The sequence below is a fragment of the Nocardioides candidus genome (assembly GCF_041321175.1).
GTDB lineage: Bacteria > Actinomycetota > Actinomycetes > Propionibacteriales > Nocardioidaceae > Nocardioides.
This window is the reverse complement of the sequence record NZ_JBGGWC010000001.1, coordinates 1,466,569-1,491,003: the sequence shown is the minus strand read 5'-3', so window position 1 is coordinate 1,491,003 and position 24,435 is coordinate 1,466,569. Positions and strand designations below refer to the sequence as shown.

The 24,435-nt window shown below is 71.6% G+C and carries 23 protein-coding genes and 1 tRNA gene; 9 read left to right on the top strand and 15 right to left on the bottom strand.

The window, feature by feature from the left end; all coding sequences use genetic code 11:
- Positions 1–2: 2 nt before the first annotated feature.
- Genes ACAX67_RS07450 through ACAX67_RS07435 form a run of 4 tightly spaced genes read right to left on the bottom strand, consistent with a single transcriptional unit; the run spans position 3 to position 4,139 of the window.
- On the bottom strand, positions 3–1,184 hold the full coding sequence (locus ACAX67_RS07450) for an N-acetylmuramoyl-L-alanine amidase (RefSeq protein WP_370703175.1): 1,182 nt from the start codon (positions 1,182–1,184) through the stop codon (positions 3–5).
- Positions 1,185–1,243: 59 nt separating this feature from the next.
- Positions 1,244–1,795, bottom strand: coding sequence for a TIGR03086 family metal-binding protein (locus ACAX67_RS07445; RefSeq protein WP_370703174.1), 552 nt, complete (start codon positions 1,793–1,795; stop codon positions 1,244–1,246).
- A 21-nt stretch (positions 1,796–1,816) separates the two neighbouring features.
- On the bottom strand, positions 1,817–2,455 hold the full coding sequence (locus ACAX67_RS07440; protein ID WP_370703173.1) for a mycothiol-dependent nitroreductase Rv2466c family protein: 639 nt from the start codon (positions 2,453–2,455) through the stop codon (positions 1,817–1,819).
- 40 nt (positions 2,456–2,495) lie between these two features.
- A complete protein-coding gene (locus ACAX67_RS07435; protein ID WP_370703172.1) occupies positions 2,496–4,139 on the bottom strand; it encodes a CHAP domain-containing protein in 1,644 nt (547 codons plus the stop codon).
- 203 nt (positions 4,140–4,342) lie between these two features.
- Here ACAX67_RS07435 and pepN point away from each other — a divergent pair, with 203 nt between their 5' ends.
- Complete coding sequence (pepN, locus tag ACAX67_RS07430; protein WP_370703171.1) at positions 4,343–6,916, top strand: aminopeptidase N; 2,574 nt, start codon at positions 4,343–4,345, stop codon at positions 6,914–6,916.
- 18 nt (positions 6,917–6,934) lie between these two features.
- Here the strand turns inward: pepN and ACAX67_RS07425 are convergent, their stop codons facing one another.
- Positions 6,935–7,297, bottom strand: coding sequence for a DUF5130 family protein (locus tag ACAX67_RS07425; RefSeq protein ID WP_370703170.1), 363 nt, complete (start codon positions 7,295–7,297; stop codon positions 6,935–6,937).
- An 8-nt stretch (positions 7,298–7,305) separates the two neighbouring features.
- Positions 7,306–7,662: a hypothetical protein gene (locus ACAX67_RS07420; RefSeq protein WP_370703169.1), complete on the bottom strand. Its 357-nt coding sequence runs from the start codon at positions 7,660–7,662 to the stop codon at positions 7,306–7,308.
- Between the two features lie 82 nt (positions 7,663–7,744).
- Between ACAX67_RS07420 and ACAX67_RS07415 the strand changes: the two genes are divergently transcribed.
- The 4 genes from ACAX67_RS07415 to ACAX67_RS07400 all read left to right on the top strand — a co-directional run bounded on the left by ACAX67_RS07415 (position 7,745) and on the right by ACAX67_RS07400 (position 10,638).
- Complete coding sequence (locus tag ACAX67_RS07415; protein ID WP_370703168.1) at positions 7,745–8,728, top strand: mechanosensitive ion channel family protein; 984 nt, start codon at positions 7,745–7,747, stop codon at positions 8,726–8,728.
- Positions 8,729–8,735: 7 nt separating this feature from the next.
- Positions 8,736–9,128, top strand: a complete 393-nt coding sequence (locus ACAX67_RS07410; protein WP_370703167.1) for a globin — start codon at positions 8,736–8,738, stop codon at positions 9,126–9,128.
- 112 nt (positions 9,129–9,240) lie between these two features.
- Entirely contained in the window at positions 9,241–9,915 is a 675-nt protein-coding gene (locus ACAX67_RS07405; RefSeq protein WP_370703166.1) for a hypothetical protein, read from the top strand.
- Between the two features lie 162 nt (positions 9,916–10,077).
- Positions 10,078–10,638, top strand: coding sequence for an RNA polymerase sigma factor (locus tag ACAX67_RS07400; RefSeq protein WP_370703165.1), 561 nt, complete (start codon positions 10,078–10,080; stop codon positions 10,636–10,638).
- Between the two features lie 12 nt (positions 10,639–10,650).
- On the opposite strand, the gene ACAX67_RS07395 is transcribed toward ACAX67_RS07400, so the two are convergent.
- Positions 10,651–11,526: an acyl-CoA thioesterase gene (locus ACAX67_RS07395; RefSeq protein WP_370703164.1), complete on the bottom strand. Its 876-nt coding sequence runs from the start codon at positions 11,524–11,526 to the stop codon at positions 10,651–10,653.
- A gap of 149 nt (positions 11,527–11,675) precedes the next feature.
- On the opposite strand from ACAX67_RS07395, the gene ACAX67_RS07390 reads away from it, so the two are divergent.
- On the top strand, positions 11,676–12,890 hold the full coding sequence (locus ACAX67_RS07390; protein WP_370703163.1) for an acetyl-CoA C-acetyltransferase: 1,215 nt from the start codon (positions 11,676–11,678) through the stop codon (positions 12,888–12,890).
- A gap of 30 nt (positions 12,891–12,920) precedes the next feature.
- On the top strand, positions 12,921–13,448 hold the full coding sequence (locus ACAX67_RS07385; protein WP_370703162.1) for a MarR family winged helix-turn-helix transcriptional regulator: 528 nt from the start codon (positions 12,921–12,923) through the stop codon (positions 13,446–13,448).
- 30 nt (positions 13,449–13,478) lie between these two features.
- Here the strand turns inward: ACAX67_RS07385 and ettA are convergent, their stop codons facing one another.
- From ettA to ACAX67_RS07360, 5 genes are all read right to left on the bottom strand, one after another.
- Positions 13,479–15,161: an energy-dependent translational throttle protein EttA gene (ettA, locus tag ACAX67_RS07380; protein ID WP_370703161.1), complete on the bottom strand. Its 1,683-nt coding sequence runs from the start codon at positions 15,159–15,161 to the stop codon at positions 13,479–13,481.
- Between the two features lie 67 nt (positions 15,162–15,228).
- Entirely contained in the window at positions 15,229–15,690 is a 462-nt protein-coding gene (locus ACAX67_RS07375; protein ID WP_370703160.1) for a single-stranded DNA-binding protein, read from the bottom strand.
- 150 nt (positions 15,691–15,840) lie between these two features.
- A complete protein-coding gene (locus ACAX67_RS07370; protein ID WP_370703159.1) occupies positions 15,841–17,463 on the bottom strand; it encodes a GTPase in 1,623 nt (540 codons plus the stop codon).
- Complete coding sequence (locus ACAX67_RS07365; protein WP_370703158.1) at positions 17,460–19,208, bottom strand: dynamin family protein; 1,749 nt, start codon at positions 19,206–19,208, stop codon at positions 17,460–17,462. The genes ACAX67_RS07370 and ACAX67_RS07365 overlap by 4 nt, the downstream gene beginning before the upstream one ends.
- Positions 19,205–20,335 carry a PrsW family intramembrane metalloprotease gene (locus ACAX67_RS07360; protein WP_370703157.1) on the bottom strand — a complete coding sequence of 377 codons (1,131 nt, stop codon included), beginning with the start codon at positions 20,333–20,335 and terminating at the stop codon, positions 19,205–19,207. Before ACAX67_RS07360 ends, ACAX67_RS07365 begins: the two co-directional genes overlap by 4 nt.
- Before the next feature lie 72 nt (positions 20,336–20,407).
- Here ACAX67_RS07360 and ACAX67_RS07355 point away from each other — a divergent pair, with 72 nt between their 5' ends.
- Positions 20,408–21,820 carry an aminopeptidase P family protein gene (locus ACAX67_RS07355; RefSeq protein WP_370703156.1) on the top strand — a complete coding sequence of 471 codons (1,413 nt, stop codon included), beginning with the start codon at positions 20,408–20,410 and terminating at the stop codon, positions 21,818–21,820.
- Positions 21,821–21,853: 33 nt separating this feature from the next.
- Positions 21,854–21,927: transfer RNA gene (locus tag ACAX67_RS07350), tRNA-Arg, on the top strand.
- A gap of 194 nt (positions 21,928–22,121) precedes the next feature.
- Here the strand turns inward: ACAX67_RS07350 and ACAX67_RS07345 are convergent.
- From ACAX67_RS07345 to ACAX67_RS07335, 3 genes are read right to left on the bottom strand one after another with little or no spacing between them, the layout of a single operon-like run.
- Entirely contained in the window at positions 22,122–23,147 is a 1,026-nt protein-coding gene (locus tag ACAX67_RS07345) for an adenosine deaminase (RefSeq protein ID WP_370703155.1), read from the bottom strand.
- Complete coding sequence (locus ACAX67_RS07340; RefSeq protein ID WP_370703154.1) at positions 23,144–23,908, bottom strand: DsbA family protein; 765 nt, start codon at positions 23,906–23,908, stop codon at positions 23,144–23,146. The genes ACAX67_RS07345 and ACAX67_RS07340 overlap by 4 nt, the downstream gene beginning before the upstream one ends.
- Positions 23,909–24,421 carry a MauE/DoxX family redox-associated membrane protein gene (locus tag ACAX67_RS07335; RefSeq protein ID WP_370703153.1) on the bottom strand — a complete coding sequence of 171 codons (513 nt, stop codon included), beginning with the start codon at positions 24,419–24,421 and terminating at the stop codon, positions 23,909–23,911.
- Positions 24,422–24,435: the final 14 nt, after the last annotated feature.

Sequence of the window (24,435 nt, the reverse complement as noted above, 5' to 3'; positions counted from 1 at the left end):
TCCTAGGGGCGGCGGAACTCCCGCATCCGCCGGGCCGTGCGGCGGCGGACCGCCGGCAGCACGTCGTAGAGGTGCTGTCCGGGGCAGGCGGTCTCGTTGGTGTCGCGGTGCCCGTCGATCGTGGGCAGCCGGACGAGGCGTCCGTCGTGGAACCGGTCGCTGCCGTCGGACCGGATCCACACGTCCTGGCGCGGGTGACCGTCGTCGGCGTCGAGCTTCCACGCGGCAACCCGCACCAGTGCGCGGATCATCGGCTTGCCGACCCGGCCCTCCTCGAAGTTGCCGATCGCTGCGACACCGACCGAGGCGTGGTTGAACCCGAGCGTGTGCGCGCCGCGGACCGCTCGGCGCGGTCCTCCTGCTCGGCCCTCCCACAGCCGGCCGAACCGGTCGACGAGGAAGTTGTAGCCGATGTCGGACCACCCCAGGCTCGCGGTGTGGTAGCGGTACATCGCGCGGATCATCCCCGGCACGTCGGCGCGGTCGTAGTCGTTGCTGCTGACCGTGTGGTGGACGTGCACCTGCCGGATGCGCCGGTTGTACGACGGCCCGCCGTTGCGCAACCGGGGGTCGGGAGCCCAGGCCTTGCGGTAGAGCAGCCCGGGCATCGGCACCACCCCGAGCTTGCGGGCGGTGGCCTCGTCGTCGGGCTGCGCGGCGTGCGCGTCCACCCGGTCGTCGCCGGGCCGCCGCCGCGGGTGGAGCAGCGCGAGCACGGGATCCTGCTGGTCACCGGTCAGCTCCAGCTGTACGGCGTCGCACCGCCCCGTCCACACCAGGTCGGTCGCCTGGAGAGCGCCCCTGCCCTCGTCGGTGCTCGGGTCGGGGCCGTGGTGCAGCTGCGGCAACCGGCGCCAGTCGGTCCACCTGCCCGTCTCCGAGCGCCACCGGGCGCGCACCGTGCCGGAGCCGCTGCGCCAGGTCAGGCCGAGGACGGTGAACCGGCCGGTCTCCACGACAGGTGTGCGGCGGCCGTCGGAGGGGCGCTGGATCGAGGCCAGGCCGGCGAGCGGCAGGTCGAGCGTGTCGACGCCGTCGAGGTGACGGTGCAGCCGGTGCCTCCGGCCGGCGCCGGGCGAGGCATCGACCCGGCCTGCGACGGCGACGGCGCCGAACGCGGCGACGGCAGCCGCCGAGAGCCGGGTCAGGTCACGTCGGCCGAGGGACAGTTCCGAGAAGTCCATGGGCATCGAGCATGCGACATCAGCCGTCCGATCCGGCGGACCTCGGGCATCCTCGCGTGTCAGACGCTCCGGCCGGCGAAGGCGGCCAGGACGTCGTACGGACCCGCGCCGGCGGGGGCCTCGGCCGCGGGCGCGAAGACGTCCCCGCGCTGCTCGGGCGTGAGGTTCGCGCTCATGAAGCCGTGCGCGACCTCGGCGACCTCCGGGTCGAGCCGGTCGATCGGGTAGCCGACGGCCCTGGCCAGGTCCCACGTGTGGACGGCGAGCTCGGCGACCTGCCAGGGAGAGGGCACGGGCGGGTCTCCGTCGAGGGAGTGCCAGGCGTGCATCAGGTCGTCGCCGTGCGCGCGGAACGCTCCGCTCCAGCCCTCCTCGACGTGGGGCGCGGGCGAGGCCCAGTCGGGCTGCTCGCCACGCATCATCACCGCGAACTTCGCCGGCGCCTCGACGAGGTGGTCGGCGAGCGTGCCGACGTCCCAGTCGGAGCAGGGCGTCGGCCCGCTCGTGTTGTCCGGCCGGACGTGACCCAGCACGTCACCTGCCTGGTCGAGTGCTCGCGAGAGCACGCTGACGCCGTCGGTCGTGCCGTCGGCTCCCGCAGGGCTCGTCATGCTTCGACCGTAGGTCGGGCCTCAGCTGAAGTCCAGGTCCCCGGTGCGCGAGCGCTTGAGCTCGTAGAAGTACGGGAACGCCGCAACCGCCACCGCCCCGTCCCAGAGCCGGCCGGCGTCGTCGCCGCGCGGGATCTTCGAGAGGACCGGACCGAAGAACGCCGAGCCGTTGATCGAGATGGTCGGCGTGCCGACGTCGTCGCCCACCTGGTCCATGCCCTCGTGGTGCGACTTCGCGACGGCGTGGTCGTAGCTCTCGTCGCCGAAGGCGTCGATCAGGTCGGCGTCGAGGCCGGCCTCCGCGAGCGCCTCCACCACGAGCGTGCGCCCGGCATCCGGCTCCTCGTGCAGCTTGCGGCCGCCGAGGTGGATCCGGTTGCCCATCGCCGTGTAGAGCGGGAGCAGGACCTCGTTGCCGTGCCGCTCCTCGGCGGCGACGAGCACGCGCACGGGACCCCACGCAGGAGCCAGCATCGTGCGATAGCTGTCGGGGATGTCGCGGTCCTGGTTGAGGTAGGCCAGCGACATGACGTGCCAGTCGACGTCGATGTCGCGGACCTTCTCCACCTCGAGCATCCACCGCGAGGTGATCCAGGCGAAGGGGCAGAGCGGGTCGAACCAGAAGTCCGCGCGGTCACGGGCTGCTGCCGAGTTGGTCATGCAATGTTCAATAACCCGGACCGCGGTCCGTATTCCTCGGTCAGCGGAGAACCTGCACCGTGGCCCTCCCCCGGGCCGGAAGGACCGCGCCGTTGCCGGCGTAGCGGACCTTCACCCGACGCATCCCCGGAGCGAGGTCCTTCACGACGACCTTGGCGCGACCGTCCGTCATCGTCGCGGTGACGACGTGGGTGCCGACCTTGACGGTGACCGGCCCCGCCACGGCGGCCCCGGGAGCCGTGGCCCGCACCCAGACGACCGCCTTGTGCGAACGGCCCGCGGTGGTCACGGTGACCGTCGGCTTCGTCGTCACGGCGCTCGGCAGCGCCACGGTCTCGACGAGGTCGGCGTAGTTGCGCCGCGTGCGGACGACCTGGACCGCCAGCGTCGCGCCGAGGTCGTCGCCCGTCAGCGTGTACGTCGGCCCGGTGGCCCCGCCGACGGGCACGCCGTCGCGCAGCCACTGGTAGGCGAGGGTGGCGTCGGTGGGCGTCACCTCACCGGGCGTCACGGTCAGCGTCCGGCCGACGCGGGTCCTGCCCGCCACGGTCGACGGCGTGCTCTGGGCGATCTCGCCGATGACGACCGGGGCCGTCGGCGCGGAGCGCTCCGGGTCGTTCTTGTAACCGGGGGCCCGGGCGTGGGTCGCTGCGATGATCGACTTGCCGACCAGGTCGCGGGTGACCGTGAGGGTGGGCCCGTCGGCGCCGTCGATCAGCTTGCCGTCGGCGAGCCAGCGGTACAGCGTGTCGGTCGAGGCGGGTGACCACGTGGCGGGCGTCGCGGTGAGCACCTCGTCCACCATCGCGTCCCCGCTGATGATCGGCGCGGTCAGCATCGTGAACCGGCCGCGGGCGACCGGCGCCGTCGGCGCGGTCGTCATCGAGGCGGGCGAGTAGCCGGGTCGGGTCGCGGTCAGCGTGACCGTGAGGGCCGCGCCCTTCTGGTCCACGGTGGGCGTGAAGGAGCTGGTCGTCGCGCCGGAGATCGGAGCGCCGTCGGCGTACCACTGGCGGGCGATGGTCACGTGGCGGGCCGGGTCCCAGGTGCCGCGGGAGACCGTGAGCGGGACGCCGACCTGGGGCGTGCCGCTGACGACCGGCGCGGCGGTGTTCTGCACCGCCTTGTCGACGAAGTGGATGAAGCCCTTCGGCCACCGTCCGCTGTCGCGGGTCACGGTGCGCCAGTGGAAGTCGCCGCTCCAGGAGTCCTCGCTGATCACGATCTCGTCGGCGGAGACGACCTTCTCGACGTAGGCGACGTGACCGGCCGAGCCGATGCCGTGGTAGTAGCGGTCCCACCACGCGATCGCTCCGACCGTCGGGGTGTCGTCGGTGATGTCCGACATCGCGTAGCCCCAGTTGTAGGCCATCCCGCTGCTGCTCCACGGACGCTCGGTGGACATCCCCGCCTGGATCATCCGGTACGCCGCGTAGTTGGTGCAGTTGTGGCCGCTGTACATCCGCCAGTACATGTGGCTGTTGACCGCGCCGTAGCCCGCGTCGGAGTAGCCGGCGTTGCGACAGCCCGTGTAGCCCGTGCAGAGGTACGTCGAGCTGGACGCCGTCCTCGTGTCGGGCGTCGTGGACGGCCCCATCGTCCCGACGACCGCGAGAAGGGTCGCCACGAGCGTGCTCGTGAGCAGCGCGGTTCCCCCGCGCCAGAGCTGTCGTCCTCGGCGCATGGTGCCAACTCTGAGTCACAACCGCCCCACAACGCAACAAAAACCCGCAAAAACACATGAGTCACAGGCGTGTCGCGCTTGACATTTCGAAGTTACACCGTTGTGGTTCCTGGCCCATCGGCTCGACAGCGACCCTTCTCGGACGTGACCGGGCCCACACGGCGATGTCGGACAATCCGGGGGCCGGTGCAAGGATGAGGGGCATGCCCGGTACCAACCTGACGCGCGAAGAGGCCACCGCCCGAGCCGCGCTGATCGACGTCACCTCCTACACCGTCGAGCTCGACCTCACCCAGGCCGAGACCGACGGCGTCCAGACCTTCGGCACCACCTCCACGATCGCGTTCACCTGCCGCGAGCCCGGCGCGGAGACCTGGGTCGACCTCGTCGACGCGACCGTCCACGAGATCACCCTCAACGGCACGCCGATCGACCCGTCGGCGTACGTCGACAGCCGGATCCCGCTCCCCGGTCTCCAGGCCGAGAACACGGTCGTCGTGCGGGCCGACTGCACCTACTCCCACACCGGGGAGGGCCTCCACCACTTCGTCGACCCGGCCGACGGCAGGGTCTACCTCTACTCCCAGTTCGAGGTGCCCGACGCCCGTCGCGTCTTCGCCTGCTTCGAGCAGCCCGACCTCAAGTCGGTCTTCGACTTCATCGTGACCGCCCCCGCGCACTGGAAGGTCGTGTCCAACGCGCCGACCCCGGAGCCCGTCCCGGCCGACGCGGACGGCTTCGCCGTCTGGACCTTCCCCACCACCAAGAGGATGTCGACCTACATCACCGCCGTGGTCGCCGGCGACTACTACGAGGTGCACGACTCCTACGAGGGCGCCTACGGCGTCATCCCGCTCGGTCACTACTCGCGTCAGTCGCTGAAGGCCGAGCTCGACCGCGACCGCGAGGAGATCGTGCTGCTGACCAAGCAGGGGTTCACGTTCTTCGAGGAGGCCTTCGGCGGCGCCTACCCGTTCGAGAAGTACGACCAGCTCTACGTGCCGGAGTACAACATGGGGGCGATGGAGAACGCCGGTTGCGTGACCCTGCGCGACGAGTACATCCCGCGCTCGCGCCAGCCGCGGTCCTTCTACGAGTTCCGCGCCTCGGTGATCCTCCACGAGATGGCGCACATGTGGTTCGGCAACCTCGTGACCATGCGCTGGTGGGACGACCTGTGGCTCAACGAGTCGTTCGCCGAGTGGGCCTGCTACCACGCGGAGGCGCTGGCGACGTCGTACACCGACGCGTGGACCGGCTTCGCCAACATGCGCAAGCAGCGCGGCTACCGCGCCGACCAGCTGCCGAGCACCCACCCGATCGCGACCGACATGGTCGACCTGCACGCGGTCGAGGTGAACTTCGACATGATCACCTACGCCAAGGGCGCGGCGGTCATCAAGCAGCTGGTGGCCTGGGTGGGCCTCGACCCGTTCCTGTCGGGCCTGCGGGAGTACTTCCGCGACCACGCCTACGCCAACACCGAGTTCGTCGACCTGCTCGACGCGCTCGAGAAGGCCTCGGGTCGCGAGCTCAGCGGCTGGGCCAACGAGTGGCTGCAGACCGCGGGCGTCAACACCATCAGCCCCACCTTCGACCTGGCCGACGACGGCACCTACGCCTCCTTCGCCGTGCGCCAGACCGCGATCGAGGAGCAGCCGACGCTGCGGCGACACCGGATCGGCATCGGCTTCTACAACGTGCAGGACGACGGCGCCCTGGTGCGCACCGACTCCGTCGAGGTCGACATCGAGGGCGGTCTCACGGAGGTCGCGGAGCTGGTCGGCAAGCCGCAGCCCGACCTGCTGCTGCTCAACGACGGCGACCTCACCTTCGCCAAGGTGCGCCTCGACGAGCGCTCGCTCGCGACCGCCGTCGCGAGCGTCGGCCGGTGCGACGACTCCCTGACCCGCGCGCTCATCTGGAGCGCCGCCTGGGACATGACCCGCGACGCCGAGCTCGCCGCGACCGACTGGGTCGAGCTGGTGCTCCACAACATCGGCGAGGAGACCGACTCGTGGGGCCTGACGGCCTTCCCTGCCTTCGCAGCACAGGCGGTCACCCAGTACGCCGCGCCCGCCCACAAGGCACAGCTCCGGTCGCGCTGGGAGCAGGGCCTGCGCGACCTGCTCGCCGCGGCCGCGCCCGGCACCGACCACCAGCTGACCTTCGCACGCTCCTACGCCGGCGCCGCGCACAGCGAGCATTCGATCGCCGAGCTGGAGGGACTGCTCGACGGCTCCCTCACCTTCGACGGGCTCGCGGTCGACCAGGACCTCCGGTGGGTCCTGCTCAACAACCTGGCCCGGCTCGGCAGGGCCGACGACGCCCGCATCGACGCCGAGCTCGCCGAGGACAACACCATCTCCGGCAAGGAGCACGCCGCCGCAGCTCGCGCGGCGATGCCGACGGTCGAGGCCAAGGAGCGCGCCTGGGAGCAGGCGATGGTCGACGGCTCGGTGCCCAACGAGACCGCCAAGCAGGTCGTGCTGTCCTTCCTCCGCGACGGTCAGCAGGAGCTGTTGGCGCCGTACGTCGACCGCTTCCTCGCCGATGCCCCGCTGGCCTGGGAGCGGCTCGGTGCGCACCGCGCCGCGGTCTCCCTGGAGTACATCTTCCCTCGGATCCTCGCCTCCGACGAGGCGTTGGCGAAGGTCGACGCCTGGCTGGCGAGCCAGTCCGACGGCGTCAACCCGGGAGCGCTGCGCTTCGTGAAGGAAGGCCGCGCCGACATGGCCCGTGCCCTGGCCGCCCAGGCCAAGGACGCCGAGCGCTAGGAGATCGCGCGCCGGAGGTCAGGCGCGCGCGTGCTCGGCGAGGAGCCGGATGCCGCGCGTCAGGCCTCCGGCGAGGTCGCCCTCACCGAAGGAGCTCGTCATCTCGGCGATCGCCAGGGCAGCCTCGGTGTCGGTGAGGTGACGGCGGATGTCGCCCCCGGTCACGACCTCGACGGCACGCAGCGTGGGGTCGACCATGACGAGGATGCTGCGCTTCGGAAGCACCAGCGTGTTGTGGAGGCTCGTTGCGAACGCGCGCGGGTCGTGACCCTCGATCGGGCCGACGAAGACCGAGATCTCGGCACGGCACTCCTGCTCGGCGGCACGGATGGTGACGTCGAGGGCCGCCTGCTCGGCGCTGGTGAGTGATCCCGCGGGCATGACCGTGCCTACCAGGTGCCGCCGGCGCCGCCGGCCTTGGAGTCCTCGCCGTCGGGCGCGGCGAGCTCACCGGCCGCCTTGCGCGGGCCGCCGAGCCACTGGCTCTCGAGCTGCTGCTGACCGGGCCGGACCGACTCCCCCCGCGCGAGCGGCGGGCCGTAGACCAGCGCGACGATGACGACGAAGAGGAGCAGGGGGAGCCCGCCGAACAGCAGGATCATGTGGACGAAGTCGATCGACTCCTCCTTGGGCCAACCCTCGGGGGTGTCGGCCGAGGCGGGCCCGGCGGTGGCGAGGATGGCGGCCACGGCGAGCCCCGCAGGAGCGGCGGCGGCGATCAGGCGTCGTACGGCAGAGCTGGTCACCTGCGAAGGATATCGGCTCGCGTCCCCGCACCGACAGGCACGCCGGTTCGAACCGGATGCCGGACTTTGCCACACTCGGGGGATGCCACCCCTTCTGGCTCTCCCCCTGGCAGCGGCGCCCTGCGCCGACGGCGAGCAGGTCTGCGACCTGGTCTACGACTGGACCGGCAACGGCAGCTTCGCCGACTGGGCAGGCGTGCTCATCGGCACTCCCCTGGCCATCCTCGGCCTGCTCCTCCTCGGGCTCGCCCTGCGCTGGATCCTGCAGCGCGTGGTCATCCGGATCGCGAGCCGCGCCGAGCGGGGCGTGATGCCCGAGCGGCTCGACGCGCTCGCCACCGCGCGCCGGGCCCAGCGGGCGGCCACGATGGCCGGCATCTTCAACAGCATCATCACGATCGTCCTCATCGCCGTCGTCGGCACGATGATCCTCAGCGAGATCGGCGTGAACATCGCTCCGATCATCGCCAGCGCCGGCATCATCGGGCTGGCCCTCGGCTTCGGCGCGCAGTCGCTGGTGAAGGACTTCCTCGCCGGCATCTTCATCTTCATGGAGGACCAGTACGGCGTCGGCGACGTCGTCGACCTCGGTGAGGCCGTCGGCTCGGTGGAGGCCGTCACCCTGCGGATGACGCGGCTGCGCGACGTCAACGGCACGGTCTGGTACGTCCCCAACGGCGAGATCATGCGCGTCGGCAACCAGAGCCAGAACTGGTCGCGGGCAGTGCTCGACATCAACGTGGCGTACGGCGAGGACCTCGTCCAGGTGCAGCGGGTGCTGCGCGAGGTCGCGCACGACCTCTGGGACGACGAGGACTTCAAGGACGTGATCATCGAGGAGCCCGAGGTGACCGGCGTCGAGAACCTCAACGCCGACTCGGTCACGGTGCGCGTGATGGTGAAGACCGCACCCCTGCAGCAGTGGGCGGTCGCCCGGGCGCTGCGGCAGCGGATCAAGGCGCGGTTCGACCACGAGGGGATCGAGATCCCGTTCGCCCAGCGGGTGGTGTGGCACCGCGAGGACAAGAGGGGCGCCCATCCCGCCGACGAGGCCGACGGGGAATGATGGGGCTGTGAGCGAGTCGCCGGAGGCCCAGACGTTCTACGAGGAGATCGGCGGCTTCGAGACGTTCCGACGCATCGTCGCGAAGTTCTACGAGGGCGTCGCCGAGGACGAGGTCCTGCGCCCCCTCTACCCGGAGGAGGACCTCGGCCCCGCCGAGGAGCGGTTCCTGCACTTCCTCGTCCAGTACTGGGGCGGCCCGTCGACGTACTCGGAGCAGCGCGGCCACCCGCGCCTGCGGATGCGGCACGCGCCGTTCCCCGTCGACGAGCGCGCCCGCGACCACTGGCTCCAGCACTTCCGTGCCGGGCTCGACTCCGTCGGGCTCACGCCGGAGCAGGACCAGCAGTTCTGGGCCTACGTGACCCACGCGGCGACCTTCATGATCAACACGCCCGGCTGAGGACGGGCCGAGGTGGTCCAGACCACTTCGAGAAGTTTCGGGGACCGTGTAACACCGGACCCCGCTCGCGACAGGTACGGGTGAGAGAACCGTCCGAGCGGAAGCTGAAGAGATGACACGTCGGTCCACCCCGAGGCTCCGGGTCGCCCCACCGACCCTCGAGCCGGACCCCGTGCTGCTCCACCAGCTGTCGGAGCTGAGCATGAGCTCGACCCCGAGCGCTCGGACAGCTCGCCACGCAGGACGACGCGCGCTGGCTGGAGCGGCCGCCGTCGCCGTCATCGGAGGCACCACGTGGGTGGCCGGCGCGGCTGTCGGACCCGGTCTCGGGACCAGGCACGCGCAGCAGCCCACCCACACCTCCAGCGTCGCGAGCCCCGGAGAAGCCGTCGTCGGAACCCCACAGCCCGACGACGCGACCTCCGCGCCTGGCAGCCCGTGGTCCCCCGGGCTGCCAGGCACAGGACCTTCCGCCTCCCACCGCGCCCACCACTCCCAGGGTCGCCACGACGGCACACCGGGCCGGTCGGCCGATCACGGCCACCCCGGCAACCCGCACCAGGAGGGGCGCCACGACAACGGCCGGCACCACGGGCACGCCTACGGCCACGCCCAGACGCCTCCGGCGCACAGCGACCACTCAGGCGGTAGCCACCAGGGCCGCCACGACAACGGCCGCCACCGCGGCCAGGGCAACGGCCAGGGCAACGGCCAGCAGCAGGGTCACGGCCATGGCAAGGGCCACGGTCAGAGCAACGGTCACGGACACGGAAAGGGGCACGACTAGGAGCTCCGGTCCCCACCGCCAGGTTCCAGGTGCGAGAAGTGCGCGAGATCGGGACGCGCACCGGGCACCGGGATTGCACAATGGGAGCAGCGCAACCCACACCCTGATCGCGACCGCGACCAGGGACGACGCGCGCTCGGGGATGGGAGCTGAACTCGGTCGGTGAGGTCCGACGACGAGCTGGTCGCCGCGGCGAAGGGCGGCGACCCTGATGCCTGGCGTGAGCTGTACAAGGCCCACGCCGGGCGTTTGCTGCTGTGGCTGGAGACCCGGGCGAGCGGGCTCGACGAGAGCCCGGACGACCTCGCGGCGGAGTCGTGGCTGGTCGCCGCCCAGAAGATCGCCGACTTCCACGGCACCGCCTCCGACTTCGCCGGTTGGCTCTTCGGCATCGCCCGCAACCACACCGCCAACGCGCGGAGGCGCAGCGGCCGGCGCCAGGCAGCCAGCGCCGCGATGCCGGCGGGCGAGCACCTGGCCACCGGACCTGAGTCGGTCTTCGCCGCAGCCGAGTGGGTCCGCGAGGCACTCGCCGCGCTTCCGGCGCGCGAGCGCGACGTGGTCACCTGCCTCGAGGTGCTCGAGCTCGACGTCGCGGCGACCGCCGAGGCGCTCGGGATCAGCCCGGTCGCCGTACGCGTGGCGCGGCACCGCGGCCTGAAGAAGCTCCGCGGTGCCCTGCTGCCCTCGCCGTTCGTCGGCGGGGCGCAGCCGGCCGAGTAGCGGACGCCGGCCTCAGCCGAGGGCGCGGACCAGCGACTCGCGGTAGGTCGCCGGCGGCTCCGTCGGTCGGCCCGACGCGGGGTCGAAGAAGACGAGCACGACCCGGGCGCGGGCGAGCGGCTGATCGCCGAGCGCGATCTCCGACTCGACGACCATCGACGTCCGGCCCACCTGCGCCACCTGCGACCAGGCGTCGTAGGGCTCGCCGCGCAGCAGGATCGGCGCCAGGTAGTCGACATCGGTCTGGGCCACGACCACCCGGGCCTCGTCGCCGCCGGGGAGGGTGCGGCCGAGCTCGCTGAACAGCCGGATCCGGGCCTCCTGGAAGTACTCGAAGTAGACGACGTTGTTGACGTGGCGGTAGACGTCGACGTCGCTGAAGCGGACGTGCACCGGGTAGTGGGTGGCCCGGCCGCGGTCGATGACCACCCGTCCAGGTCGCTGCCGCGGGACGGGTTCGAGATAGGCCTCCAGGACCGCGCGCTCCTCGGGTCGCAGCCTGCGGGGACTCTCGATGTCGAAGCGGTACGGCGCCAGCACCGTGCTGGCCTCGGCGTAGACGGTGCGTCCGCCCGCCTCGTCCTCGTGGTAGACCTCGTAGGCCATCGTGAAGGAGCCGGCGCGCAGCTCGGTGACCCAGCACTCGATCAGCACGGGGCGCTCGCTGAACAACAGGGGCGCCCGATAGGTCACCTCGTGGCGCCCGACGATCAGCGCGTCGGCCAGCGCCGCCGTGGCGTCCTCCGAACCGGCCGTCTCGGGCCACCGGTGGGCCCGCAGGAGGTCGACCCGCGCCTCCTGGAGGTAGTCGACGTAACGCACGTTGTTGACGTGCCCGAGGAGGTCCAGGTCCGCCCAGCGGATCGGGCACACGTAGCGATGGCGCACGTCCAGCATGCTCGCACGCCGGAGCGTCGCCCCACGGCCGGGTCCGTGCCGGCGGCAGGCAGGTGTGGCGTCGGCCACCACTGCAACACGTTGCACCGTGCGCGCACTACCCTGGCCAGGTTCACGTCACCGCTCATCGAGGAGTCCCCATGCCCGAGGCCGTCATCGTTTCCGCAGCCCGCACGCCGATCGGCCGCGCGAACAAGGGCTCGCTGAAGGACTTCCGTCCCGACGACCTCACCGCTTTCATCGCCCAGGCGGCGCTCGACAAGATCCCGGCCCTCGACCCCAACGAGATCGACGACTTCTACCTCGGCTGCGGACTCCCTGGTGGCGAGGCGGGCAACAACATGGCGCGCATCGTCACGACGCTGATGGGCTACGAGATCCCGGGCGCCACGATCACCCGCTACTGCTCCTCGTCGGTGCAGACCTCGCGGATGGCCTTCCACGCGATCAGGGCGGGCGAGGGCGACGTCTTCATCTCGGCCGGAGTCGAGACCGTGTCGCGCTACCAGTTCGGTACGTCGGACCACATCCCCAACACCAAGAACCCTCTCTTCGAGGACGCCCAGACGCGCACCGAGGAGTACGCGAAGGGCGGCAAGGACTGGCACGACCCCCGTGAGGACGGCCAGCTCCCCGACGTCTACATCGCCATGGGGCAGACCGCGGAGAACGTCGCCCGGATGCGCGGCCTGACCCGCAAGGAGCTCGACGAGTTCGGTGTGCGGTCGCAGAACCTGGCGGAGAAGGCGATCGCCGACGGCTTCTGGGAGCGCGAGATCACGCCGGTGACCCTCGCCGACGGCACCGTGGTCTCCAAGGACGACGGCCCCCGCGCCGGCGTCACCTACGAGGCCGCCTCCCAGCTCGACCCGGTCTTCCGCCCCGACGGGGTCGTCACCGCGGCGAACTGCTGCCCGCTCAACGACGGCGCGGCCGCCGTCGTGATCATGTCCGACACCAAGGCCGCCGAGCTCGGCCTGACCCCGCTCGCGCGGATCGTCTCCACCGGCGTCAGCGGCCTCTCCCCCGAGATCATGGGCCTGGGTCCCGTCGAGGCGACCAAGAACGCGCTGCGCTACGCCGGCATGTCGATCGGCGACATCGACCTGGTCGAGATCAACGAGGCGTTCGCGGCACAGGTCGTGCCGTCGTACCAGGACCTCGGCATCGACCTCGACCGCCTCAACGTCAACGGCGGTGCGATCGCGGTCGGCCACCCGTTCGGCATGACGGGTGCCCGCCTGCAGAACACGATGCTGAACTCGCTGGACTGGCACGACAAGTCCACCGGCCTCATCACGATGTGCGTCGGCGGCGGTCAGGGCATGGCGATGATCCTGGAGCGGATGGCCTGAGCCGACATCGGGCCGTCCTAGACTGGCCCGGTGACCGAGGGCGACCACGAGGCGACGCGCGAGGCGTGGAAGCGGCGCGAGCCGCGGTGGCTCGATGAGCGCCAGCAGCAGGCATGGCGGGCGCTGATCCTCGGCACGACGCTGCTCTTCGACCGGCTCGACGACGACCTGCGCCAGCAGCACGGCCTGTCGCTGGTGGAGTACGAGATCCTGGTCCGGCTCTCCGAGTCGGGGGGCGAGCTGCGGATGGCGCAGCTCGCCGACTCGCTCGCCCACAGCCGGAGCCGGGTCACCCATACCGTGAAGCGGATGGAGAACGACGGCCTGGTCTCGCGGTGCGGAGCGACCGACGACGGCCGCGGCGTGGTGTGCCGGATGTCGGAGCGGGGCGACCTCGTCCTGCGCAACGTCGCACCCACCCACGTCATGGGCGTGCGCGACTACCTGGTCGACCTTGCCGACGACGAGGACCTCGTCGCCCTCGGCAGGGTGATGGACGCCGTCGCCGACCGGCTGATCGTCGACCACCCCGGACGCGAGATGCGCGACGGGCGCTGACGCCTGTCGCGCGTCGGACGCGCTCCAGGATCAGTCGCGCGTCAGGCGGCGGTGGGTGACCCGGTGCGGGCGCGCCGCCTCCGCGCCGAGGCGCTCGACCTTGTTCTCCTCGTAGGACGCGAAGTTGCCCTCGAACCAGAACCACTTCGCCGAGTCCTCGTCGTCGCCCTCCCACGCCAGGATGTGGGTCGCGACGCGGTCGAGGAACCACCGGTCGTGGGAGGTGACCACGGCGCAGCCGGGGAAGTCGAGGAGGGCGTCCTCGAGCGAGGAGAGCGTCTCGACGTCGAGGTCGTTGGTCGGCTCGTCGAGGATCAGCAGGTTGCCGCCCATCTTGAGCGTCAACGCGAGGTTGAGGCGGTTGCGCTCACCACCGGAGAGGACGCCGGCCTTCTTCTGCTGGTCGGGCCCCTTGAAGCCGAAGGAGGCGACGTAGGCGCGCGAGTTCATCTCGAAGTTCGCGACCTTGATGAAGTCGAGACCGTCGGAGACGACCTCCCACACGTTCTTGGCGGGGTCGATGCCGCCGCGACTCTGGTCGACGTAGGAGATCTTCACGGTCTGGCCGACGTTGACCTCACCGCCGTCGGGCTGCTCCTGCCCGGTGATCATGCGGAACAGGGTGGTCTTGCCGACACCGTTGGGGCCGATGATGCCGACGATGCCGGCGCGCGGAAGCGTGAAGGAGATGTCGTTCCAGAGCGTGCGACCCTCGAAGCCCTTGGTGAGCCCCTTGACCTCGAGCACCACGTCACCCAGCCGCGGCCCGGGCGGGATGTTGATCTCGGAGGTGTCGATCTTGCGGGCCTTCTCGGCCTCCGCCGCCAGCTCCTCGTAGCGCGCCAGACGCGACTTGCTCTTGGTCTGGCGGGCCTTGGCGTTGGAGCGGACCCACTCCAGCTCCTTCTCGAGCATCCGGGCGCGCTTCGCGTCCTTGGCGCCCTCGATCTTGAGGCGCTCCTTCTTGGTCTCCAGGTAGGTGGAGTAGTTGCCCTCGTAGCCGTGGATGCTGCCGCGGTCGACCTCGGCGATCCACTCGGCCACGTTGTCGAGGAAGTAGCGGTCGTGGGTGATCGCGAGCACCGCGCCCGGGTAGGTCTTCAGGTGGCCCTCGAGCCACTGCACCGACTCGGCGTCGAGGTGGTTGGTGGGCTCGTCGAGGAGCAGCAGGTCGGGCTGCTGCAGCAGCAGCTTGCACAGCGCGACGCGGCGGCGCTCACCACCCGACAGGTTGTCCACGAGGCCGTCCGGCGGCGGGCACCGCAGCGCGTCCATCGCCTGGTCGAGCCGGCTGTCGAGGTCCCACGCGTTCGCGTGGTCGAGGTCGGTCTGCAGGTCCCCCATCTCGGCGAGCAGGGCGTCGTAGTCGGCGTCGGGATCGGCGAGCGCCTCGGAGATCTGGTTGAAGCGGTCGAGCTTCCCCTTGATCTCCCCGACGGCCTCCTCGACGTTCTCCAGCACCGTCTTGCCCTCGGTGAGCGGCGGCTCCTGCTGCAGCATCCCGACCGTCGCGTCGGGATCGAGGATCGCGTCGCCGTTGTTGGGCCGGTCGAGGCCCGCCATGATCTTGAGGAGCGATGACTTGCCGGCGCCGTTGGGCCCCACGACGCCGATCTTGGCGCCGTGGAGGAACGACAGGGTCACGTTGTCGAGGACGACCTTGTCGCCGTGAGCCTTCCGGACGTTGCGCAGGGTGAAGACGTACTCAGCCACGATCGACCAGCCTACGGGTGGACCGTGACCGGTGCCGGTGCGGGGTCGCCGCACCGGCCCGGGCCGGTCAGGCCGCCCCGGCCACCGCGGGCTCCTGGACTTCGTCGGCGCCCCACGGGTCGGCAGGGGTCGCCGCCTGCTCCTGGGGGCGCTCGTCACGGCGCACCTGTCCGACCGTCTTGCTGAAGGCGGTCACACCGCGAGTCAGGTCGTGGCCCACGACGACCGCGTCGATCTCGAGCGCCGTCGCCTCCACCCCGTTGCGGTCGTAGGTCCGCGCGTTGAGCCGGCCGTGCACGATGACGGCGTCGCCGACGTTGAGCGACCGCTTGCAGTGCTCGCCGAGGACGCGCCAGGCGGACACGCCGTACCACTGCGTCGCGCCGTCGACCCACTCCTGCCGCGTGCGGTTGAACCGTCGCGGCGTGCAACCCACGCGGAAGTTGGTCACCGAGGTGCCGGCGACCTCCCTCAGCTGCGGCTCGCTGCCGACCCAACCCTGGATCGTCACGATGGTGTCGTTGATCATGTCGTCTCCTCCGGTATCCCCGGCCGCGCTCGCGGCCGGACACGACCCAGTCCATGCGGAGGGAGCGACACCGGGGACCCGTCGCGACGACGGGCTGTGGAGGACAGCCGGTGGACCGGGCGCCTGTGGACGATCAGCGGTCCGCAGGGCTCAGCGCTGCGCTTGCGCCAGACCCGAGCGGAAGGCGCCGTACGACGCCAGCACCTCGTCGGTCGGCGTGACGACCTGGGCTGCCAGCACCTGCGCGACCACCTCGCGCAGCGCGGCCTCGGCGTCCTCACCGCGACGGCGGGCGGCACCACCGACCAGCGGTCGGAGCACCAGCCAGATCAGCAGGCCCAGCGCGAGACCGGCTCCGAGCAACACCGGAGGCAGTGCGGTGCCGGCCACGTCGGGGGCGTCGCCGAGCTTGCCCTGCGTGGCCAGCACGGCCCACCACGCACCACCCGCGAGCGCGGCGAGGAAGAGCAGCCACTGCAGCACCCGCACGGCACCGACCCAGCCGGGGAGCCGGTCGGCGCGCAGGTCGACAGCGGTGAGACCGCGGTCGAGCGCGTCGTCGGTCTCCTCGAGGCGGCCGGTCGCGGCGTCGCGGACGGCGGCGGCCCACGGCGCGCCGAGGCCATGGGCCAGGTCGTCCGCGACCGCCCGGATGCTGTTGTCGACGGCGGCGCGTTGCACGGCGACCGCCTGCGGCCGGGCGCCGGCGCGCGAGGCGGCGGCGACGTCGTCGGACTCCCGCCGGCCCAGGCTCGCGACGAGTGCCACGGGGGGCCACGCGACCGCCCGGGCCGCACGGGCGCGCACCGTGCGCGCGACGACACCCGCGATGGCCGGCACGCCCGCGGACTCGGCGACCCGGTCCTCGAGGGCGCGCGTCTGCTGGGCGTCGACCTGCCGGGCGGGGGCGTCGCCGCCCGCCGCGTCGAGCCGGGCGATCGCCGCGGCGATGTCGGCCTCGACCCGGGCGGTCGTCGACCGCTTCTGCTCGACGCGCGAGGCGACCTCCTGCCGCAGCTCGTCGACGCCGAGACCCTCGCGTGCGCTCATCGCGATCACCTTCACCGATCCGAGGCCGTCGGCAGCGAGCAGGCGCTTGACGTCGTCGACCATCGCCGGCCGCTTCTCGGGCGCGATCGTGTCGATGTGGTTGAGGACCACGAGCATGACGCCCGCATGGGTCCGGTAGGGCGCGAGGTAGCGGTCGTGCAGCGCCGCGTCGGCGTACTTCTGCGGGTCGACGACCCAGACGAGGAGGTCGGCCAGCTCGACGAGCCGGTCGACCTCGAGGTGGTGGGCCACCTCGGTGGAGTCGTGGTCGGGCAGGTCCATCAGGACCACACCCTCGAGCGCCTTGTCGTCGCGGCGGGTGTCGAGCATCGAGTCGCGCATCGTCTGGTGGCGCGGCGGGATCCCGAGCCACTCCAGCACCTCGGCCGCACCCTCGCTGCCCCACACGCACGCGGTGGCCCAGGAGGTGGTGGGGCGGCGGACACCGGTCGAGGAGAGCTCGAGCCCGGTGAGCGCGTTGAAGGTGGACGACTTGCCCGACCCGGTCGCCCCGGCGATCGCCACCACGGTGTGGTGGGCCGAGAGCCGCAGCCGGCCGGTGGCGCGCTCGACCGTGGTGACGGTCTCGTCGAGCAGAGCGTCGTCGAGGCGGCCGCGCGCGGCGGCCACCGCCTTCTCCAGACCCTGCAGGCGCGCGCCGATCGCGGTGCCCCGGGTGGCGAGGTCGCGCAGCTCCCGCGACTCCCCATCCGTCTGCGTCACAGATGTCCTCCAGGCGACTTGTGCATCGTGGCGGCGTATCGCAGGTCGTCGACCCGCCGGGCGGCCGCTCGCAGCTGCTCGCCCGCGTCGGGCGACAGCTGCCACTGGTCAGCCGGTGCAACGTAACGGGTGCGCTCGCTCGCGAGCAAAGCGCCGATCCGCTGTTCGAGAGACGCCCGGGCCTTGTGCTTGAGCAGCCCCGCCTTCCCCGGGCCGACGACGGTCTCGAGCAGTCGGGTGCCGAGCCGCAACGACTCCGCCGCCGCGGCGGGTGGCTCGTCGCCGCCCAGCACGACCACGGCCAGCGTCACCGCGAGGCCTCGCACGCCCACGGCGAGGAACCGCGCCGAGGCCCGGACGTCGCCGCTCTCGCTGCGCACGAGCTCCTGCAGCTCGCCCTGCCACACCTGGATCTCGGCCACCGTACGGCGCCGCAGGTCGCGGGACGCCCGCGACAGGTCCTCGCTGGCGGCGTCGATCAGCTGGCCGCCGTACGTCGTCGCCCGCCAGGCCACGGCGGCGCGGGCGGCGGCGGTCTCGCCGTGCTCGACGACGAGCGTCTCGAGCGCGGTCTCGATGGCCACGGCGACGCGCTCCGCCTGCTGGGGCTTGCCCTTGATGGCGTTGACGAGGCGCTCGCGCACGAAGCCGACCTTGGCCTCGAGCGAACGGATCAGCTCGCCGCTCCCGACGAACTCCTGCCAGCGCGTGAGCAGGTCGCCGCGGAGGAGGGTGCCGTCGGTGGCGGCGGTCGTGAGGTGCTTGCCGACGATGTCGTACTGGCGGTGGACCAGGGTGGAGAGGTCGCCGATCGCGACGAGCTGGTCGTCCGCGGCGTCGGCCAGCTGGTAGATGCGCCGGGTGAGGATCTTGATCGAGCCCCCGACCGTCTGCTGCACGATCGCGTTGCGGGCGATCTGGTCGGCGGCGAGGGCCTCGAGCCAGCTGCGGATCTCGGCGACGTGCCCGATGGGCAGCAGGCCGTCCTCGGAGACCTCGCCCTCCGCGACCCCGAAGAGCGGGGAGTCCTTGAGGCCACGCGAGGCCATCATCCGGGCCAGGTGGCCCGACACGGTCTCGACGGCGTCGGCCGGGGTGCGGTCGAGGACCAGCGCGACGGAGGTCGAGCGCTCGGCGGCCAGCTTGAGGTACTCCCACGGCACCTGGTCGCTGTAGCGCGCGGCGGAGGTGACGAACAGCCACAGGTCGGCCGCCGCGAGCAGCTGACCGGCGAGGATCCGGTTGCGCTCCTCGACCGAGTCGACGTCGGGCGCGTCGAGGATCGCGATGCCCTTCGGCACCGCGTCGGTGGCGACCAGCTGGATGCAGTCGTGGTCGTTGGTCGGGTGCTGCACGCGCCGCAGGTCCGGCAGCAGCCGGTCCTGCCCGAACCACTGGGCGTCCTCGGGGTGGTGGACCAGGACCGGCGAGCGGGTGGTCGGGCGCAGCACGCCCGGGGCGGTCACCCGGTGACCGACCAGCGTGTTGACCAGCGTGGACTTCCCGGCGCCCGTCGAGCCACCGACGACCGTGAGGAGCGGGGCGTCCAACGACATCAACCGCGGGATCACGTAGTCCTCGAGCTGGTCGATGACCTGCTGGCGGTGCTCGCGCAGCCCGGCCACGCCCGGAAGGTCGAGCGGCAGAGCGGCGGCCTGCAGGGCGCCGCGGAGCCGGACGAGCCCGGTCAGCATGCGGCTGCCGGTCAGCGCGTCCTGCTCGCTGTCCCTGGGGGACGTGCTCATCGTTGGGGTACCACCTGTCCGGGGAAGGCGAACCCGGGACGGTTCGCCTGGATCCGCGCCAGGAAGCCCTGGCCACGTGCCTGCCAGTCCTTCGGCGCGGTGCCGCGCAGCAGTCGGTGATGCAGGAACCCGAGTTCGATCGCCGCCTGTTGATAGTCCCGCATCGCCCTCGCCGCCTGCTCACCGCCCTGGGTGCGGGCGTGCCGGCGGGCCACGCGCCGGGCGCGCAGGTCGACGAGCCAGCCGATGTCGGTCGCGGGGATGAGCCCGCGCGAGGCGGCGTCGTCGAGCGCCCGGGCGAGCATCTGACGCTCCCGGCTGCGCGCCCAGACGGCCAGGCAGACCATCCCGACGAACGCCGGGACCATCAGCACGAAGTAGGCGAGCACGAAGCTGCCGAAACCGAAGACGGTCGAGGTGTTCCAGAGGGCGTGGGCGGTCACGGCACACAGGTACCCACCGACGGGCGCAAGGATCTGCACGGCGCGATTGCGCGACCCGACCGCGATGCCGAGCCCCACTCCCGTGAAGGCCGTGAACAACGGGTGGGCGAAGGGGCTGAAGACGCACCTGACCACGAAGAGGGTCGACACCCCGGCGACGCCACCGGGCCCGGCGCCGTCCGTGCCGCCGTAGGCCGCCGCGAGGTAGAGGATGTTCTCGGTGAAGGCGAAGCCGACCCCGACCATGCCCGCGTAGACCAGGCCGTCGAGGACGCCGTCGAGCTCGGCCCGGCGCCACCAGAGCAGCAGGAACAGGAAGAGGCCCTTGCTCGCCTCCTCGCTGAGCGGCGCGACCACGGCGAGCGACGTGGTGTCGGTGAGACCGACCACGAAGCCGCCGATGCCCTGGACGACCAGCGCCGCGATCGTCGCGACGAAGGCGCCCCACAGCAGGGCGTAGGCCAGGAGGAGCTTGGGCTCGGGCTCGTAGCGGTCGAGCCAGAGGTAGACCGCCACCACCGGCCCGACCGGCAGCGCCGCGAGCGCGGTCGCCAGGAGCATGATCGCGGGAGCCCCCGACAGCGCCAGGATCACCAGCATGAGGAGCGCGCCGACGACCACCGCCACGGTCACCACGACCGTGAAGGCGACCCCGTCAGGGCTGTCGCGGCGTACTGCTGGCATGCGCCGAAGCCTATCGGGACGGCACCTTCGCGGCCGATCCGGCGCAGGGCAGGAGAAGTTACAGTGGATCCCGTGAACGACAGGCAGTTGGAGCCCAAGACCGAGAGCCACGACCCCAGCGTCCCCGAGGCCTACGCCGCCTTCATGCGCACCGGGTGGGACGACCGGGAGCGCGAGGTCGCGCCCCATCCGATGGCGTCGTATGCGGCAGCTCGGCGCGCCCGCCTCGCGGCAACCTTCCCGGGTGAGCGCCTGGTGCTGCCCGCGGGCACCTTCAAGGTGCGCTCCAACGACACCGACTACCGGTTCCGTCCGGACACGGCCCACACCTACTTCTGCGGCAACCAGACTTCCGACGCCGTGCTCGTCGTCGAGCCGGACGGCTCGTCCGTGCTCTACGCGCGACCGGGGTCGGGGCGCGACAGCGACGAGTTCTTCCGGGACCGTCAATACGGCGCCCTCTGGGTGGGCCGGCGTCCGTCGCTCGACGAGATCGGGGCCTCCCTCGGGCTCCCCGTGCGCCACATCGACGAGCTGGACGACGCCCTGTCGGTCTCGACGAAGACCCGCGTGCACCGCGGCCTCTCGGCCGGGGTCGACGCCCTGATCGCGCCCGACGAGACCCTCGACGAGGACCTCGCCCGGGTCGTCTCGGAGATGCGGCTGATCAAGGACGAGTGGGAGCTCGCCGAGCTGCAGACCGCCTGCGACATCACCACGCTCGGCTTCGAGGACTCCGTGCGCGAGTGGGAGCAGGTCCTGAAGTACGGCGAGCGCTGGCTCGAGGGCACCTTCTTCCGTCGTGCGCGGGCGATGGGCAACGACCTGGGCTACGACTCGATCGTCGCCGGCGGGGCGCACGCCACGACCCTGCACTGGATCGAGAACTCCGGGCCCATCACGCCCGGCGAGCTCGTCCTCCTCGACATGGGCGTCGAGGGCCACAACCTCTACACCGCCGACGTGACGCGGACGATCCCCGTCGACGGCACCTACACCCCGCTCCAACGCGACCTCTACTCCCTCGTGCTTCGGGCGCAGGAGGCCGGCATCGGCGCGCTGCGCCCCGGCCAGCCCTTCCTCGCCGGTCACGACGCCGCGATGGAGGTGCTCGCCCACGGTCTCGCCGACCTCGAGCTGCTGCCCGTCCCCGTCGAGGAGGCGCTCGACCCGGAGTCGAAGGTCTACTCCCGCTGGACGCTGCACGGCACCAGCCACATGCTCGGCATGGACGTGCACGACTGCGGCCGGGCCGCGCCGGAGTCCTACCGCGACGGCACCCTCGCCGAGGGCATGGTGCTCACCGTCGAGCCCGGCCTCTACTTCCAGGAGGACGACCTGCTCGTCCCCGCGGAGCTGCGCGGCATCGGCATCCGGATCGAGGACGACGTCGTGGTCACCGCCGACGGGGTCCGCAACCTGTCCGCCGCGCTTCCCCGCGAGCCGGAGGCGGTCGAGGAGTGGATGGCCCGCCTGCGCGGGTGATCAGTCAGGCGGATGGGATACTCCTGTCTGCATGCCCCCGTGGCGCAACTGGATAGCGCGGCCGGTTTCTACCCGGCGGGTTGCGGGTTCGAGTCCTGCCGGGGGCACCCACCTGCCCTCCGCCGCGATCCGCCAGCGGCGCGAGGGCGGTGTGCCCGCTGGAGCTCAGTGCTCGGTCCCGCACTCCCTCGCGGCACCGACCCGGCGCGCCTGCGCAGATCGGACCCACTCCCGGGTCAGGATGAACCTGGCCCCGGGGAGTATGAGTCCCCGGGGCCCAAACCTTTTCCGCCCGGCATCCCTAGCCGGCGTACGCGTCGATCTCGCCGAGCACCCGCGCCCTGACGTCGTCGGGCGCCCAGGAGGCCCGGACGGCGGCCCGGGCGAGGTCGGCCAGGCCGGACTCGTCGAGGTCGAGCAGGTCGGCGGCGATGGCGTACTCGCGGTTGAGCGTCGTGCCGAACATCGGCGGGTCGTCGGAGTTGATCGTCACGGTCACGCCCGCCTCGACGAACCGCGGCAGCGGGTGCTCGGCCAGCGAGGCGACCGCGCGCGTGGCGACGTTGGACGACGGGCAGACCTCGAGCGGGATGCCCTCGGCGGCCAGGTGCTCCAGCAGCGCCGGGTCCTGCGCCGCTGAGGTCCCGTGACCGATCCGTTCCGCGCCCAGGTCGCGCAGCGACGTCCAGATGGTCTCGGGGCCCGTGGTCTCGCCGGCGTGCGGCACGGAGTGCAGCCCGGCGGCCCGTGCCTGGTCGAAGACGGCCTTGAACTGCCCCCGGTCGACGCCGACCTCGGGACCGCCCAGGCCGAAGGCGATCAGCCCTTCGGGTGCGTGGTCGAGCGCGAAGCCCAGCGTCTCCTCGGCGGCGGGCAGGCCCGACTCCCCCGGGATGTCGTAGATCCACCGCAGGACGAGGCCGAAGTCGCGCTCGACGGCGACCCGGGCATCCTCGATCGCCTCGGTGTAGGCCTCGATGGCCATGCCCCGGTCGGGGTCGTGCGGCAGCACCGAGGTGTACGGCGTGCAGGTCAGCTCGGCGTACCTCACGGCCTGCGCCCCGGCCATCTCGCGCCCGATCTCGTACGTCAGGTAGCGGATGTCCTCGGGCGTCCGGACCAGGTCGACGACCGCGAGGTAGACCTCGATGAAGTGGGCGAAGTCGCGGAACTCGAAGAACTTCCGCAGCTCGGCCAGGTCGCTGGGCACCGTGCCGGGGTGGCGTGCCGCCAGCTCGCTGACGATGCGGGGCGAGGCGGAGCCGACGTGGTGGACGTGCAGCTCGGCCTTCGGCAACCCGGCGATGAATCCCTCGTGCGTGCTCACGCAACCTCCTTCAGCAGTGCCTCGGTCAGCTTGTCGACAGGGTCGCCGTTGTGGAAGAGCTGGCCGTCGACGAGGACCGTCGGCGTGCCCCGGACGCCGGCGTCGAGCGCCTCCTTGGTCGCCGCCGTCACCCAGTCCTCGCCCGACCCGCCCTCGATGCCGGGACGGACGTCGGCCTCGACGGCTCCCGCCTCGACCGCGAGGTCGACGAGCTTCTCGTCGTCGAGGTAGGGCCCGCTCTCCTCGGGCTGGTTGGCGTAGAGGAGGTCGTGGTACTTCTTCGCGACCTCGGGCCCGGACTTGTCGAGGACGACCGAGAAGGCCCCGGCCGCTCGGATCGGGTAGTCGGCGTCGACGTTGTGGCTCAGCAGGTCGAACGGGCGGTACTCCACCTGCACCTTCCCGTCGGCAGCCGCCTTCGCGAGCTCCTCGTGCGAGTGTTCCTCGAGGTAGCCGCACACCGGGCAGAGGAAGTCCTCGTAGATGACCACGTGGTGGGGAGCGTCGTCGGGACCGATCACCAGCCCGTACTTGCTGTCGCCGACCCCGGCGACCGCCTTCTCGAGGTCGTTCTCCTTCTTCTTGTCGATCAGCACCGACGCCGTGATCGCGCCGCCGAGGAGGACGACCAGCACCGCGAGCACCCCACCGATCATCAGGAACCGGCGACGCCGCTCAGCGGCCTCCTGCTCGCGCCGCAGCTCGGCGGCCTTCGCCGCGCGACCCGCGGCCTTCGACGTGGGTGAGGACTTCGAGGACATTCAGCTTCCTTGGGAGACGGGCGTTTCGACCGGTTCGGGCGCGGCAGCGCGGGAAGGGAAGAGCAGGTTGTCAGCCGCGAGCCGCGACCGCTGGAGGAGCACGAGGAGGACCGACGCCGCCAGGAGGCCGACGTCGCGCGCGATCTCCCAGGGGTACGACGACGAGGCGCCCGCCTTCGCTCCGCCGGTGCCGAAGCAGCCGCAGTCGATCTCGATGCCGCGGGCCCACACCGACGAGATGCCGATGATGAACGCCACGAGGAGCAGCGCGGAGATCACCGCAGCACCGCGGGTGAACGCGCCGAGCACCAGGGCGAGGCCGACGACCAGCTCGACCGCGGGCAGGCTGTAGCCGACCGGCTCCACCAGGGAGGCCGGCAGCAGCTCGTAGGCGCGCACGGCGGCGATGCTGGCCGCGGGATCGGTGACCTTGAGGGCCCCGGCGAAGATCCACACCCCGCCGGTGACCAGGCGCGCGAGGAGCCCGATCCACGCGCTCGCCGTGCTGCCCATGGTTCGTGAGACTA

What these genes read in the sequence shown, in the direction of transcription:
- ACAX67_RS07450 (WP_370703175.1), bottom strand. Translation starts at nt 1,184, where the DNA reads ATGGACTTCTCGGAACTGTCCCTCGGCCGACGTGACCTGACCCGGCTC.
- ACAX67_RS07445 (WP_370703174.1), bottom strand. Translation starts at nt 1,795, where the DNA reads ATGACGAGCCCTGCGGGAGCCGACGGCACGACCGACGGCGTCAGCGTG.
- ACAX67_RS07440 (WP_370703173.1), bottom strand. Translation starts at nt 2,455, where the DNA reads ATGACCAACTCGGCAGCAGCCCGTGACCGCGCGGACTTCTGGTTCGAC.
- ACAX67_RS07435 (WP_370703172.1), bottom strand. Translation starts at nt 4,139, where the DNA reads ATGCGCCGAGGACGACAGCTCTGGCGCGGGGGAACCGCGCTGCTCACG.
- pepN (WP_370703171.1), top strand. Translation starts at nt 4,343, where the DNA reads ATGCCCGGTACCAACCTGACGCGCGAAGAGGCCACCGCCCGAGCCGCG.
- ACAX67_RS07425 (WP_370703170.1), bottom strand. Translation starts at nt 7,297, where the DNA reads ATGCCCGCGGGATCACTCACCAGCGCCGAGCAGGCGGCCCTCGACGTC.
- ACAX67_RS07415 (WP_370703168.1), top strand. Translation starts at nt 7,745, where the DNA reads ATGCCACCCCTTCTGGCTCTCCCCCTGGCAGCGGCGCCCTGCGCCGAC.
- ACAX67_RS07405 (WP_370703166.1), top strand. Translation starts at nt 9,241, where the DNA reads ATGACACGTCGGTCCACCCCGAGGCTCCGGGTCGCCCCACCGACCCTC.
- ACAX67_RS07390 (WP_370703163.1), top strand. Translation starts at nt 11,676, where the DNA reads ATGCCCGAGGCCGTCATCGTTTCCGCAGCCCGCACGCCGATCGGCCGC.
- ACAX67_RS07375 (WP_370703160.1), bottom strand. Translation starts at nt 15,690, where the DNA reads ATGATCAACGACACCATCGTGACGATCCAGGGTTGGGTCGGCAGCGAG.
- ACAX67_RS07365 (WP_370703158.1), bottom strand. Translation starts at nt 19,208, where the DNA reads ATGAGCACGTCCCCCAGGGACAGCGAGCAGGACGCGCTGACCGGCAGC.
- ACAX67_RS07360 (WP_370703157.1), bottom strand. Translation starts at nt 20,335, where the DNA reads ATGCCAGCAGTACGCCGCGACAGCCCTGACGGGGTCGCCTTCACGGTC.
- ACAX67_RS07340 (WP_370703154.1), bottom strand. Translation starts at nt 23,908, where the DNA reads ATGTCCTCGAAGTCCTCACCCACGTCGAAGGCCGCGGGTCGCGCGGCG.
- ACAX67_RS07335 (WP_370703153.1), bottom strand. Translation starts at nt 24,421, where the DNA reads ATGGGCAGCACGGCGAGCGCGTGGATCGGGCTCCTCGCGCGCCTGGTC.